This is a genomic window from Labrys wisconsinensis (assembly GCF_030814995.1).
GTDB classification, from domain to species: domain Bacteria; phylum Pseudomonadota; class Alphaproteobacteria; order Rhizobiales; family Labraceae; genus Labrys; species Labrys wisconsinensis.
Window position 1 is genome coordinate 1,282,994 of the sequence record NZ_JAUSVX010000001.1, and the last position, 14,224, is coordinate 1,297,217.

Genomic DNA, 14,224 nt, shown 5'->3' on the forward strand with positions numbered 1-14,224 from the left:
GGCGATCTTCTCGAAGGCCTCGGCATCTGCCTAACATGTGGGCATGAGCGCGTTTTGATCACGCCTTGCCGCGAGCGGTGGGTATCGCCCGACGGCCCGCTCCAACCCGACAGAAGGGGGTGCAGATGTCGATGTCCCGTCGCAATCTCTTGCAGGCTGCTCTGGCGGCCGCCGCCTTCGGCGGTCTCGGCGCCCGCACGGCCTTCGCCGCCGTCGCCAAGGTGGCGCTGGTGCTGCCGGGGTCGATCGCCGATGGCGGCTGGAACCAGGGTGCCTATGAGGGCCTGAAGGCGCTCGAGGCCAAGGGCTTCAAGACCGCCTTCACCGAGAACGTCGCCCAGGCCGCGATCCCGCAGGTCGTCCGCGGCTATGCCGATGACGGTTATGACCTTATCGTCGGCCACGGCTTCCAGTTCGGCAGCCTGTTCGCCGAGATCGCGCCCGATTATCCCAGCCAGAAATTCTTCGCCACCACCACCGCGCCCGGCGGCACCAAGGTCCCCGACAACGCCCTCTATCTCGACTCCCGCTTCGCCCAGGTCGCCTATGCCGCCGGTGCGCTCGCGGCGCTGATGTCGGTGAAGAAGGGCGTCGGCGTGGTCGGCGGCGGCGACAACCCGACCCAGCAGGCGATGGTCAAGGCGTTCAAGGCCGGTGCCGTCGCCACCGTCCCCGGCCTCCAGGCCGCCGGCATCATCACCGGCGACTACAATGACGCGGCCAAGGGGCGCGAGGCGGCCGACACCCTGATCGGCAACGGTGCCGACGTCATCTGGCACATCGCCGACCTCACCGGCATCGGCGCCATCCAGGGCGCCGCGGCCAAGACGGGCGTCAAGATCATCGGCTCCAATGCCGACCAGATGGCGCTCGCTCCCGAGGCGATCGGCACCAGCTTCGCCGCCAACAATGCCGGCATCGTCGAGGCGGTCGCCGGCATGGTCGCCGACGGCTCCTTCAAGGGCGGTGGCGCCTGGGCCCCGCCGGTCGATTTCCTCTGGCTCACCGTGGCGGGATCGGGGGCCTACAACGCCAAGGTCATCGACGAGAAGACCTGGGCGGCCTTCCAGGCGATCTGGAAGGACCTCAAGGACGGCAAGATCGACGTTGCCGCCGCCCTGAAGTGACGCGGCGCACCGGGTCGCGCACATCCCGGCCCGGTCCGCTTCCCCTGCAATCCCACGGGACATCCCGGCCCGCCGCTCGGGCGGGATGTCCGGCCTGACCGGCGAGGCACCATGGCTGCCGCCCAACCCCTCGCCCCCGCCCGGCCCGTCGTGGCCCTCCGGGGGATCAGCAAGCGCTTCTCGGCGAGCCTCCTGGCCAACGACGCCATCGATTTCGACCTCGAGGCCGGCGAGATCCACGCCCTGCTCGGCGAGAACGGCGCCGGCAAGTCGACGCTGATGCAGATCCTCTACGGCCTCTACGGCCGCGACGCCGGCGACATCCTGATCGACGGGGCGCCGGTGGAGATGAACGGGCCGGAATCGGCGATCGCCTGCGGCATCGGCATGATCCACCAGGAGTTCATGCTGGTCGAGAGCTTCACGGTCACCGAGAACCTGATCATGGGCGCGACCGCGCTGCCCGGCGACGGGCGCTTCCGGCCGGCCGCGGCCCGCGCCCGCATCCGCGCGCTCTCCGACGCCTATGGCCTCGATGTCGATCCCGACGCCGTGGTCGAGCATCTGCCGGTCGGGGTGCGCCAGCGGGTGGAGATCCTCAAGCTCCTGTTCCGCGATGCACGCGTGCTGATCCTCGACGAGCCGACCGCGGTGCTGACGCCGCAGGAGGTGCAGGGTCTGTTTGCCGTGCTGCGGTCGCTGCGCGACGCCGGCCGCTCCATCGTCATCGTCACGCACAAGATGCACGAGGTGCTGGCGATCTCCGACCGCGTCACCGTGCTGCGCGACGGCCGCCGCGTCGACACCGTCGAGACCGCCGCCACCACCCGGGACGCGCTCGTGCGCATGATGGTCGGCCGCTCCGTCAGCCTGAGCGTCGACCGGCCGCCGCAGCGTCCCGGGCGCACCGTCCTCTCGGTCCGTCGGCTGGTGGTCGGCGCGGCAGCCGGCGCGGCGCGGGTGGCGGGCGTCGACCTCGACCTCAGGGCCGGCGAGATCGTCGGCGTGGCCGGGGTCGACGGCAACGGCCAGGCCGAGCTGGTCGAGGCGCTGTTCGGCCTCCGGCCGGTCGCGTCCGGCGGCGTCAGCTTCGGCGACCAGGACATCACCGACTGGACCCCGGCGCGCCGCCGCTCCGCCGGGATCGGCTATATCCCCGCCGACCGCCGCCGCGTCGGGTCGCTGGTCGAGCTGCCGGTCCTGGAAAACACCATGCTCGGCGACCTCGGCCGCTATGTCAGGCACGGCTTCCTCGACCGGCGCCGCGGCCTGGAGGACGCGCGGGCGCTGATCCAGCGCTTCGGCGTCCGGGTCCCCGGCCCGGCCTTTCCCGCCGGCAAGCTCTCCGGCGGCAACCTGCAGAAGGTGGTGCTCGGCCGCGAGGTGATGCGCGAGCCCGAGCTGCTCCTGGTCGAGCAGCCGAGCCGCGGCCTCGACATCGGCGCCACGCGCGCCGTCTGGGGCGAACTGATGGACCAGCGCGCCGCCGGCAAGGCGATCCTGCTGGTCTCCGCCGAGCTGGAGGAGATCCTCAACCTCTCCGACCGGATCGCCGTGATGTTCGGCGGCCGGATCGCCGGGCTTCTCGAGGCCGCGGAGGCGGACCTGGCGATCATCGGCGGGCTGATGGCGGGCGGCGCGGCCGGGGGCCACGCATGAGGCTCGTCCTGACCCGCCGGCTGGCGCCGCTCGACGGCCCGCTCGCCTTCGCCGCCCTTTATGCCGGCGCGATCGGCCTCGCCGTGGCGCTCGGCGGCGTCCTGTTCCTCCTGTTCCACGCCGATCCGCTGGCCGCCTATCTCGCCCTGATCTCCAGCGCCTTCCTCGAGTGGCGCGGCTTCGGCTACACCCTGGTGCAGGCGACGCCGCTGATCTTGGTCAGCCTCGGCACCATCGTCGCCTGGCGGTCGGGCTTCATCTATCTCGGCTTCGAGGGCGCGCTGGTCGTCGCCGCGGCGGCCGCGACCGCCGTCGCCCTGGCCGCCGGCCCGGGCGGTCCGCTCGCCGCCCTGCCCGGCCCCGGCGTGATCGCGCTCGCGCTCCTGGCCGGAGCCGCCGCCGGCATGGCCTGGTCGATGATCGTGGCGCTGCTGCAGGTGCGCACCGGCGGCAATGCCGTCCTCCTGGCGCTGATGACCAATTACCTCGCCGTCCTGCTGGTCCAGTTCCTGGTCTCCGGCCCGATGCGGGCCGCTGGCGACCAGCCGCAGACAGCCCTGATCGACCGCGCCTTCTGGCTGCCGATCGTCATCGAGGGCACGCGGGCCCATGCCGGCATCCTGATCGCCCTCGTGCTGGCGATCGCGGTCTTCCTGCTGATGGAGAAGACGGCCGCCGGCTTCGAGCTTGTCGCGGCTGGGCTCAATCCGCGGGCGGCGCGCTATGGCGGCATCGACGTCGACCGCCGCATCCTGCTCGCCGCCATTATCGCCGGGGCGCTGGCGGGCCTGGCCGGGGCGATCGACATCCTCGGCGTGCACCACCGCCTGCTCGACGGCCTGTCCCAGGGAACCGGCTTCGTCGGCATCGTAGCGGCACTGCTCGGCCGCATGACCGTGCCCGGCTCGGTCGTGGCCTCGCTGCTCTATAGCGGCCTCACCGTTGGCGCCGAGGCGACGCAGCGCCATACCGGCCTGCCCTCGGCGGTGATCCAGGTGGTCCAGGCCCTGATCGTGCTTTGCCTGCTCGGCGCCGAGATCCTGCGCAGCCATCGCCTGGCGCTGGTCCGCTCCCGTCCGCCGCGAGGCGCCGCATGAGCACCGCCGTCGACCTCGCCTTCCTCACGACCTGGCTCGCCGCGGGCGTGCGCCTCTCCGGCCCGCTGCTGCTCGCCGCCCTGGGCGAGATCTATGCCGAGCGCTCCGGCGTGGTGAATGTCGGCGTCGAGGGCACGATCCTGCTCGGCGCGCTGGCGAGCTATCTCGTCGCCGTCTCGACCGGCAGCCCGGCGCTGGGGCTGCTCGCCGCCATGGCCGCGGCGCTCGCCGCCAGCCTGTTCCTCGGCCTGTTCTACGTCGTCGTCCAGGCCAACCAGGTGGTGGTCGGCGTCGTCTTCAACATCCTGGCGCTTGGTCTCGCCAGCGTCATCTACCGGGCGGCGACGGGCGACACGCCGCAATTTTCCAGCACGCCGATGATCGAGCCTCTCGCCATTCCCGGCCTGGCCGACCTGCCGGTCGCCGGCCCGGTCCTGTTCCAGCAATCGCCGATGCTCTACGCCACCCTGGCGCTCGCCCTCGTCGGCGGGGTCGTGCTGTTCCGCACCCGCTTCGGGCTCAACCTGCGCGCCGTCGGCGAGAATCCCCGGGCCGCCGCCGCGGCCGGCCTCAGGGTGACGCGCATGCGCCTTGTCGGCGTGCTGCTCTCCGGCCTCGGCGCAGGCCTCGCCGGCGGCTATCTCGTGCTCTGCCAGATCGGCCTGTTCCGCGAGACCATCGTCGCCGGCCGGGGCTTCATCGCGCTCGCCATCGTCATCCTCGGGCGCTGGAACCCGTTCGCGGCGATCGCGGCGGCCTTCGCCTTCGGCGCGGCGGACGCGCTCGGCCTGTCGATGCAGCTCCTCGCCCTGCCGGTGCCGCCGCAGCTCTTCATCGCCCTGCCCTACCTGATGACCGTCATCGCCATCTCGGGCCTGTTCGGGCGGGCGCGCAGCCCGGCGGCCCTGATGCAGCCCTACCGGGACGAATGACCATGATGTCGAGAAGGGAGTTCTCCGCATGCTGATGCACCAGCTCATCCGCGACGGCGCCGCGCGCCGTCCCGACCGCGTCTGCTTTCGCTGGGTGGACCGCGACCGCGCCCTGACCTTCGTCCAGGCGGCCGAGGCGATCGAGGCCGCCGCCGGCATGCTGCACCATCTCGGCATCGGCAAGGGCGACCGCGTCACCATCTTCGCCCATAACGGCATGGACTATCTCGTCTCGATGTTCGCCTGCTGGCGGATCGGCGCCATCTCGGCGCTGGTCAACGTCAAGTTCGCCGACGAGCTCGACTATTACTTCGCCGACCACACGCCCTCGGTGGTGATCTACACCCACGACATGGGCGAGGCAGTGCGCCGCGCCGCGGCAAAGCTCACCCCCCTCCCGCGCCTCGTCTGCATGGACGGCCCACAGGACGGCGCCGAGAGCCTGCCGGAGCTGATGGCGGCCGGCTTCGCGCCGCCGCCCGATCCCGCGGACGAGACGGCGATCGCCCATCTCTCCTACACCTCCGGCACCACCGGCCGGCCCAAGGGCGCCTGCCTCGCCCACGAGCCGACCATGCGGGCCACCAGCTGCATCGCCGAGCGCCTGCGGATCACGGCCGAGGACGTCTCCTTCGGGCCGACGGCCCTGTCGAGCTCCTACCAGCTCGTCGGCAACCTGCTGGCGCCGCTGCGCCGGGGCGCCACGGTGAACGTGATGGGGCGTTGGACGGCAGAGAGCGGCTTCGAGGCGCTGGAGCGGACGCAGGCCACCCTGCTCGTCGCCAATCCCACCCTTCTCACCGACGTGCTGGAGGCCGCCCGCGCCCGCGGCGGGCCGCCGAAGACGCTGCGCCTCGGCATGTCCGGCGGCGGTCCCGTGCCGCCGGTGCTGAAGCGGGCCTGGCGCGACGAGCTCGGGCTGCCGCTGGTCGAAAGCTACGGCCAGAGCGAGCTCGGCGGCTTCGTCGCGCTGGGCGAGCCCGTCCTGCTGCCGGACGAGGCGCTCGGGGCCGTCGGACGCCCGCTGCCGGACAAGGATGTCCGCATCCAGGACGCCGAGGGCCGCGAGGTGCCGCCGGGCGAGCTCGGCGAGATCTGCCTCGCCGGCGGCTTCATGGTCGGCTATTGGGGCCGGCCGGAAAAGACGGCCGAGACGCTGCGCGGCGGCTTCCTCCACACCGGCGATGCCGGCACCATGGCCGCCGACGGCACCGTGACGATGCGAGGGCGCTTCGCCGAGCTCATCACCGTCGCCGGCCGCACCTGGTTCCCGCGCGATATCGAGGAGGCGCTCGCCGCCGAGGGCGGCGTGCGCGAGGCGGCGGTGGTCGGCCTGCCGGACGCGGCGCTCGGCGAGCGGCCGGTCGCTTTCGTCACCGGCGAGGCCGGCCTCGATCCGGCGGGGCTGAAGGCCGCCATCGCCCCGCGCCTCGGCTACGACCTCACGCCGCTCGCCATCCGCCGCATCGAGGCCTTCCCGATGACGCCGACCGGCAAGATCGCCAAGGCCGAGCTGCGCGCTGCCGCGCTGGCAGGCGCCTGAGACGGAGGAAGCCATGACCATCGAACGCAACATCGCCCGGATGACCTGGCCGGAGGTCCGCGACCTCGACAAGACCGAGGCCGCGCTGGTGCTGCCGCTCGGCTCGCTCGAGCAGCACGGGCCGCACCTGACCGTCGACACCGACCTGTATTTTTCCGATCGCTTCCTCGACCTCGCCCTGGAACGGCTCCCCGACGCGGTCAAGGTCTACCGGCTGCCGATCCTGCCGATCTCGAAGTCGAACGAGCATGCCGGCTTCCCCGGCTCGTTCTGGCTCTCGGCCGCGACGCTGACGGCGGTGGTGCAGGACATCGCGGCCAGCGCCCTGGCCTCCGGCTTCCGGCGCCTGGTGCTGTGGAACTGCCATGGCGGCAACCGCGCCCTGCTGGAGGTCCTCGCCCGCGACGTGCGGGCCAAGACCGGTCTGATGGTGTTCCAGCTCTTCCCCTCGGCCATCGCGCGCGATCCGCTCGAGGTGACGGAGGCGGAGGCGGCCTTCGGCATCCATGCCGGCGACTGGGAAACCAGCGTCATGCTGGCGCTCTCGCCCGACCGCGTCCGCCAGGACCGGGTCGAGGCCGCCTTCCCCGATTTCACCGCCCGGCACCTGTCGCTGGAGTTCAAGGGCGCGACGGTCGCCTGGCTGACCCGCGATTTCCAGCCGACCGGCACCTGGGGCGACGCGACCGTGGCCACGGCCGAGCGCGGCAGGGTCCGCGTCGAGGCGGTGCTGCAGCGCCTGGCGGACGTCCTGCCGGAGGTCGCGGCCTTTGAATTCCCGGATCTCCGGCCGAGTCCGGGGGCGGGGAGCTGATCGTCCGGGGGAAGCGAATCGGCGCGGCACGCCGGCCAGCGCCGACAAGTCCGCGACGTCAGCCATTCCCCTCCCCCTTGCGGGGAGGGGTAGGGGGTGGGGGTCCATCAGGATCGGGCGCCGCATGTGCCACAGGGCGCCCTTGGCAAGCCGATCTGCCCATTCTGCACGACCCCCATCCCCTTACCCCTCCCCGCAAGGGGGAAGGGAGTGGCCGGCGTCGCGTTTGACCTCAATCTCCGGCGGGCGCCTTCAGGCGTCCCGCGGGAAGGCCAACGCCCCGGTTCGAGACAGCCGGCGACTTTCCGGTGGCGGTTCGCGGCGATCGGTCCTATCGAGAGGGAAAGACAGCCCGCAGGGAGACAGCCGCGATGTCGATCAGCCTCCATGAAGCGTCGGTGCCGGTGTTCATCCAATATCTCGAGACCCTTTCGGCGACTCTGGGCAAGGCCGCTGCCCATGCTGCGGCCAAGAAGATCGACAGCGCGGTCTTCTGCCAGCTCAGGCTGTTCCCCGACATGTTCCCGCTGTCCCGGCAGGTGCAGCTCGCGGCGGATTTCGCCAAGAACGGCGCCTCCCGCCTCGCCGGCCAGGAGCCGCCGCGCTTCTCCGACGACGAGACGGCGCTGGAGGAGCTGCAGAGCCGCATCACCCGCACCCTGGCCCATGTCAAGGGCCTGCCGAAGGCGGCGATCGACGAGGGGGGCGAGCGCCCGATCACCATCACCGTGGCGGGTCAGCCGGTGAATTTCGTCGGCCGCACCTATCTCCTGCATTTCGTGCTGCCGAACTTCTTCTTCCACGTCACCGCGGTCTACGCCCTCCTGCGCGCCAACGGCGTGGAGCTCTCCAAGCGCGACTTCATGGGCGCGCTCCCGGCCTGAGCGGGCGCCGCCGATGCGCTTTCGCTTCGTCCACGCCGCGGACCTGCATCTCGACAGTCCGATGCGGGGGCTCGGCGCCCGGAATCCGCGCCTCGCCGCACTGTTCGCCGACGCGACGCGCCGGGCCTTCGAAGCCTTGGTCGACAAGATCCTGGCCCTGGAGGCGGCCTTCCTGATCATCGCCGGCGACGTCTATGACGGCGACTGGCGCGACCATGGCACCGGCCTGTTCTTCGCCCGGCAGCTCTCCCGCCTGTCGCGCGCCGGCATCCCCGTCGTCCTGATCCGCGGCAACCACGATGCCGAGAGCCAGATCACCCGGTCGCTGATCCTGCCCGAGGGCGTCACCACCTTCTCCGCGCGCAAGGGCGAGACGCTGCTGCTGGACCGCTGGAGCACGGCGCTGCACGGCCGCAGCTTTGCGGAGCGCGCGGTGGCGGAGAACCTGGTGCCGGCCTATCCCGCGGCCAAGCCCGGCTGGCTCAACATCGGCGTGCTGCACACTTCGGCCGACGGCCGTCCCGACCATGCTCCCTATGCGCCCTGCTCGCTCGCCGACCTCAAGGCCAAGGGCTACGACTACTGGGCCCTCGGCCATATCCATGCCCACGAGATCCTGGCGCAGGATCCGCTCGTCGTGTTCCCCGGCAACATCCAGGGCCGCCATATCCGCGAGACCGGTCCGAAGGGGGCGATGCTGGTCGAGGTCTCCGACGGGCAGGTCGTCGGCGCCGAGCGGCTGATCGTCGACGTGGCGCGCTGGGCGCGGCTGGCGGTCGATGTCGCCGGCGCGCCGGACATCGAGACGGCGACCCGCCGGGTCGAGGCGGTGCTGGCGCCGGCGCTGGCCGAGGCGGAGGGCCGGCCTCTCGCCTTGCGCATCACGCTGACCGGCACGACGCCGGCGCATCGCCGGTTCGCCGCGGAGCGGGCTCAGCTCGAAGCCGAGATCGAGGCCGCTCTCGACCGGGCATCCGACCAGGCCTTCCTGGAAAAGCTGGTGCTGGAGACCCGCGCGCCGGCCGGCGAGGGAGCCGCCGGCCGGCCCGGCCGCGACGACGGCGACGTGGTTCTCGACCCCGCCCTGCTGCTCGCCGAGGCCGAGCGCGATCCGGCGCTCGCCGTCGGCCTCGATGCGGCGCTGGCCGACATTGCGGCGAAGCTGCCGGAGGAGGTTCGCCAGGCGCTCGCCGGTCTCGAGGGCGAAGACCGGGCGAGGCTGGTGGCGGAAGCGCGCGACCTGGCCCTCGGCCGGCTGATGGCCGTGGATCGGGCATGAGGCTGCTGCGGCTCGACCTCGAACGCTACGGCCCGTTCACCGACCGGACGCTGCACTTCCGGGCGGACGCCGCCCTGCATCTGGTCCATGGTCGCAACGAGGCCGGCAAGAGCTCGGCCCTGGCGGCGATCACCGACCTGCTCTACGGCTTCGAGCTCCGGTCCAGCGCCGATTTCCTGCACAAGTACAGCGAGCTCCGGGTCGGGGCCGAGATCCTCGCCGCCGACGGGCGTCGGCTCGCCGTCCGCCGTCGCAAGGGCAACCGCAACACCCTGGTGGATGCGCAGGAGCGGCCGCTCGACGAGGCCCTGCTCGAGCCTTTGCTCGGCGGCGTGCCGCGTGAGGTGTTCCGCACCGCCTTCGGCCTGTCGCAGGAGGGCCTGAGGGCCGGCGCCCAGGCGCTGATCGAGGCCCGCGGCGATATCGGCGAGAGCCTGTTCGCCGCGTCCTCCGGCCTCAGGGGGCTGGTCGGCGTCCGTGCCGGCCTGGACGACGAGGCCGACGCCCTGTTCGGCCTGCGGCGCTCGGACCGCAAGCCGTTCTACCAGGCGCTGGAGCGCTACGACCAGGCGCGGAAGGATCTGCGCGAGCAGACGCTGCGCGCCGACGAGCTGAAGGCGCTCGACGACGACATCGCCCGGCACGACGAGCGCCTTGCCGCCATCGTCGCGCGGCTCGGCGCCGTCGCCGGCGAGCGGGCTCGCCTGGCGCGCGTGCGGCGGGTCGCCCCGATCCTGCGCCGCATCGAGGCAGGCCTGGCCGAGGATGCCGGGCTCGGTCCCGCGCTTGCCGTCGAGTCCGGCGCGGCGCCGCCGGTCGCCGGCGGCTTCATCGACCGCACCCGCGCCGCCCTCGACGCGGCGGAGCGAGGGACCGACGAGGCCGGCCGGCTGGAGCGCGAGGCCGCCGCCGCAGCCGAGGGACTGGCGGACCTCGCCGTCGACCCGCCCGTGCTGGCGGAGGCGGCGGCCGTCGCCGCGCTGTCGGACGAGCGCGCCGCCCTGGCCAAGGCGTTGCAGGACCTGCCGCGCCGCCGCGGCGAGGCGCGCGGCATCGCCGACGAGGTGGCGGATCTGGCGCGCCGGCTCGGCCTGCCCGACCGCGCCGGCCTCGAGCGGCTGCTGCCCGACGATCTTGCCGTCGAGCGCGTCCGTCTGCTCGCCGAGCGTCGCCAGGGCTTCGAGGCCGCGCTCGCCGGCACCCGCAAGGCGGCCGAGGCCGCGGCGGCCGAGATCGCCGAGCTCGGCGGCCAGCGGGCCCGGCTCGCCGCCGCGCACGATCCCGCCCCCCTGCGCCGCACCCTGCAGGCGATGCGGCCGGCGCTGGCGGCCGCCGCGGCCACGCAGGAGCGCCGGGTCGAGATGATGCGGCGCCGGCGGCTCCTGGACGAGCGGGTCGCCCGGCTGGCGGTCGCCGATCCCGGCCTCTGGCATGCGCCTCTTCCGGACGAGGAGACGCTGTTGCGCTTCGCCGCCCGCTTCGCCGCGACGGCCAGCGGGCGCTCGAGCCTGGAAGCCGAGGGCCGGCGGCAGGCGGCTGCCGTCGCCGATGCCGAGCAGGCCGCGGCGGCCCTCGCCGGTGGCGACATCGTCGAGGCCGGGCAGCTCGCCGAGGCGCGCGCCCGGCGCGATGCCGGCTTCGAAGCCGTGCTGGCGGATCCGGAACCGGCCGCCGTCACGCAGTACAGGGGGGCGGTCGCCCAGGCCGACCACCTGGCCGACCGCCGTTTTGCCGCCGCCGACCGCATCGCCCGCCATGAGGCGGCGCAGCGCTCGGTCGAGGCGGCTCGCGCCGCGCTCGCCGGCCATGCCACGGCAGTCGCCGCCGCAGCGGCGGAGGCCCGGGCCTTGGCGGCGGAATGGGCCGGATTGTTCGAGGCCTTCGCCGCTGCGCCGCCGCCGGAACGGGCCGTTGCCTGGGCCGGCGAGCTGCGCATGCTGCGCCAGGAGCGCGACGGCATCGCCGAGCTCGGCGATGCCGTCGCCGCGGCCGAGGCGCGTCTCGCCGCGGAGCGCCCGGCCCTTGACGCGCTGGCCGGCCAGCTCGGCCTCGCCGACCCGGCCAACCGCTCGCCCGAGACGCTGGTGCGCGAGATCGAAGAACGGCTCGATGCGCTCGAGGCGACGGCCCGCGCCGCCCGCTCCCTGGCCGACCAGGCCGTTCGTGCCGAGGCGGCGCAGGAGCGGGCGGCGGCCGCCGCCGCGGAGGCGACGGCAGCGCTGGCGGCATTCGAGCCGGCCTGGCGCACCGGCCTCGCCGGCATCGGCCTTGCCGAGGCAGCCGGTCCCGGCGAGGTCCGCCTCGCCCTCGACCTCTGGCAGAAGGCGGCAGGCCGGCTCGTTCTGCTGCGCGATCTCGAGCATCGCATCGCCACCATCGAGGCCGATGCCGAAGGCTTCGCGCGGCGCGCCCAGGGCCTCGCCGCGCGGCTCGGCCTCGATGCCGGCGCGCCCGCGGGCCTGGCCGAGGCGCTGGCGGCCCGGCTGCAACGGGCACGCGACGCCCTGGCACGCCGCCGCGCCGGCGAGGAGCAGCAGGAGAAGCTCCGCCTGGCGCTGGAGGCGGCGCGCCGGGCCGGCGCCGCCGCGCAGGAGACCCTCGCCGCGCTGGCCGGGGAGGCGGGCGTCGCCGTGCCGGAGCTGGCGGATCTCGCCGCCCGTCTTTCCCGGCGCCTGGCGCTGCAGGCGGCCCTTGCCGCCGATCGCGCCGAGCTGGCGCAGCAGGGCGACGGCCTGGCGGAGGCGGTGCTGCGGGCGGAAGCGGGCGGCATCGAGCCGGTCGAGGCCGCCGCCGCCGACGCGGCGCTGGCCGCCGAGGAAGCGGCGCTGCAGGACGAGCGCACCGGCCTCGTCGGCGAATCGCGCGATCTCAAGCGCCGCCGCGAGGCCCTGGAGACGGCGAGCGGCGCGGCGACGGCGGCGCAGCGGCGGGAGGACGCGGCCGCCGACCTCGAGCGCATCGCCCGCGACTATCTCGCCCTGAGGACGGCCTCGGCTCTGATCGCCATCGGCATCGAGCGCCAGCGCGAGCGCCAGCAGGATCCGCTGATCGCCCGCGCCGGAGAGCTGCTGTCGCGCCTCACCGAAGCGGGGTTTGCCGGCCTTGCCGTCGACTATGGCGAGGACGACCGGCCGCGCCTCGCCGCCCGCCGCGCCGACGGCCGGGCCGTCGCGGTGGACGGCCTCAGCGAAGGCACGCGCGACCAGCTCTATCTCGCCCTGCGCCTCGCCAGCCTCGAAACCTTCGCGGGGCGCCGTCCGGCGCCGCCCTTCATCGGCGACGACCTGGTCGTCACCTTCGACGAGGGGCGCGTCGCCGCCGCCCTGGCGGCGCTCGCCGAAGTGGGCGGCGGGGTCCAGACCATCCTCTTCACCCACCACCGCCACGTCGTGGAGATCGCCCGGGACCGTCTCGGCCACAATGTCGACGTGATTCCTCTCGGGAACGTCGCGGCCGTGCAGGGCTGAGCGCGGTGACGGTCTGGAAATTCCCGCGGAATTTTCGCATAATGATGCCATTGTCTGTCGATAAATCGGTCGAACCAACGACCATAGGGGCTGAGGAGCTGAGCGTGATGAAGAAAGTTCTTGCAATGACCCTGGCTGCCGCTCTGGTTGCCGGCGCGACCCTGTCGACCACCGGCGATGCCGAGGCTCGCCGCGGGCGCAACGGCGCCGCCGTTGCCGGTGCGGCGGCCGGCCTCGTCGGCGGCCTGCTGCTCGGCGGTGCCCTGGCGCAGCGGCCGGCCTATGGCTACGAGGTGGAGCCCGAGCCGGTCTATGTCGAGCCGGCCTGCTACTGGACCCGCCAGCAGGTGCGCAACACCTACGACTACGGCTATCACTGGGAGCGCGTGCGGGTCTGCGACTGATCCTGCCCGCTGGCCAATGACCGGGCCCCGCCCTCGGGCGGGGCCTTTTGTTGAGCGGCGACGGCGACGCATTGCCAACCCCCGCGGCCTCGCCTAATCAGGCGGCAGAGACGGGGGAATGACGGCCCATGACCGCAGTCGATTTCGAAGCCTTCGTGGACGAGCTGGCGACCGTGTCCGGAACGGCGATCATGCCATTCTTCCGCACCGCCCTGGGGGTCGAGGACAAATCGGGCGGAGGGGCCTTCGATCCCGTCACCGAGGCGGACAAGGCCGCGGAGGCGGCGATCCGCCATCGCATCCGTGCCACCTTCCCCTCCCATGGCGTGATGGGCGAGGAATTCGGCTCGGAGCGGCTCGACGCCGAGTTCGTCTGGGTGCTCGACCCCATCGACGGCACCAAGACCTTCATCGCCGGCATGCCGGGCTGGGGCACGCTGATCGGCCTCCTGCGCAACGGCCAGCCCTGCTACGGCATGATGCACCAGCCCTTCACCCGCGAGCGCTTCTCCGGCGACGGCGGCTCGGCCAAATATCGCGGCCCCGGCGGCGAGCGCGCCCTGCGCACCCGCTCCTGCGCCGGCCTCGCCGACGCCGTGCTCTACACCACCACCCCGCGCTTGATGCAGGAGCCGGAGCGGCGCATCTTCTCCACCGTGGAGGAGAAGGTGAAGCTGTCGCGCTATGGCGGCGATTGCTACGCTTATTGCATGCTGGCGGCGGGCTTCATCGACCTCGTCATCGAATCCAACCTGCAGCCCTACGACATCGTGGCGCTGATCCCGATCGTGGAGGGCGCCGGCGGCACCATCACCACCTGGGACGGCGGCCCGGCCCAGGCCGGCGGCCGCATCGTCGCCGCCGGCGACCCGCGCATCCATGCCGCGGCGCTGTCGCTGCTGCAGGCGGGCTAAAGCGTTTTGCGATTTGGCGGAATCGCCAAGAATCGCAAAGACGCGTCGAAACAATGAGCTAGAGCAAAGAAGCGTTTCCGTCCAAACGCGCTTTGCTCTAGCGG

General features: G+C 72.9%; 11 protein-coding genes. All 11 read left to right on the plus strand.

The window, feature by feature from the left end:
• The first annotated feature begins 125 nt into the window (after positions 1–125).
• The 11 genes from QO011_RS05885 (at position 126) to hisN (ending at position 14,120) form a co-directional block, all read left to right on the plus strand.
• The gene (locus QO011_RS05885; protein WP_307268902.1) at positions 126–1,127 is read left to right on the plus strand and encodes a BMP family protein; all 1,002 of its coding nucleotides are present in this window, start codon (positions 126–128) and stop codon (positions 1,125–1,127) included.
• Positions 1,128–1,238: 111 nt separating this feature from the next.
• Entirely contained in the window at positions 1,239–2,786 is a 1,548-nt protein-coding gene (locus QO011_RS05890; protein ID WP_307268905.1) for an ABC transporter ATP-binding protein, read from the plus strand.
• The gene (locus tag QO011_RS05895) at positions 2,783–3,883 is read left to right on the plus strand and encodes an ABC transporter permease (RefSeq protein WP_307268910.1); all 1,101 of its coding nucleotides are present in this window, start codon (positions 2,783–2,785) and stop codon (positions 3,881–3,883) included. Before QO011_RS05890 ends, QO011_RS05895 begins: the two co-directional genes overlap by 4 nt.
• Positions 3,880–4,815, plus strand: a complete 936-nt coding sequence (locus QO011_RS05900; protein ID WP_307268913.1) for an ABC transporter permease — start codon at positions 3,880–3,882, stop codon at positions 4,813–4,815. The genes QO011_RS05895 and QO011_RS05900 overlap by 4 nt, the downstream gene beginning before the upstream one ends.
• A 28-nt stretch (positions 4,816–4,843) precedes the next feature.
• Complete coding sequence (locus tag QO011_RS05905; RefSeq protein WP_307268915.1) at positions 4,844–6,358, plus strand: class I adenylate-forming enzyme family protein; 1,515 nt, start codon at positions 4,844–4,846, stop codon at positions 6,356–6,358.
• A gap of 13 nt (positions 6,359–6,371) precedes the next feature.
• Positions 6,372–7,172, plus strand: a complete 801-nt coding sequence (locus QO011_RS05910) for a creatininase family protein (RefSeq protein WP_307268918.1) — start codon at positions 6,372–6,374, stop codon at positions 7,170–7,172.
• A gap of 371 nt (positions 7,173–7,543) precedes the next feature.
• On the plus strand, positions 7,544–8,056 hold the full coding sequence (locus QO011_RS05915) for a DUF1993 domain-containing protein (protein WP_307268920.1): 513 nt from the start codon (positions 7,544–7,546) through the stop codon (positions 8,054–8,056).
• A 13-nt stretch (positions 8,057–8,069) separates the two neighbouring features.
• Positions 8,070–9,335: a metallophosphoesterase family protein gene (locus QO011_RS05920; protein ID WP_307268923.1), complete on the plus strand. Its 1,266-nt coding sequence runs from the start codon at positions 8,070–8,072 to the stop codon at positions 9,333–9,335.
• A complete protein-coding gene (locus tag QO011_RS05925; protein ID WP_307268927.1) occupies positions 9,332–12,802 on the plus strand; it encodes a YhaN family protein in 3,471 nt (1,156 codons plus the stop codon). The genes QO011_RS05920 and QO011_RS05925 overlap by 4 nt, the downstream gene beginning before the upstream one ends.
• A 107-nt stretch (positions 12,803–12,909) precedes the next feature.
• Positions 12,910–13,206, plus strand: a complete 297-nt coding sequence (locus tag QO011_RS05930) for a hypothetical protein (protein ID WP_307268930.1) — start codon at positions 12,910–12,912, stop codon at positions 13,204–13,206.
• Positions 13,207–13,334: 128 nt separating this feature from the next.
• The gene (gene hisN, locus QO011_RS05935) at positions 13,335–14,120 is read left to right on the plus strand and encodes a histidinol-phosphatase (RefSeq protein ID WP_307268932.1); all 786 of its coding nucleotides are present in this window, start codon (positions 13,335–13,337) and stop codon (positions 14,118–14,120) included.
• Positions 14,121–14,224 lie beyond the last annotated feature (104 nt).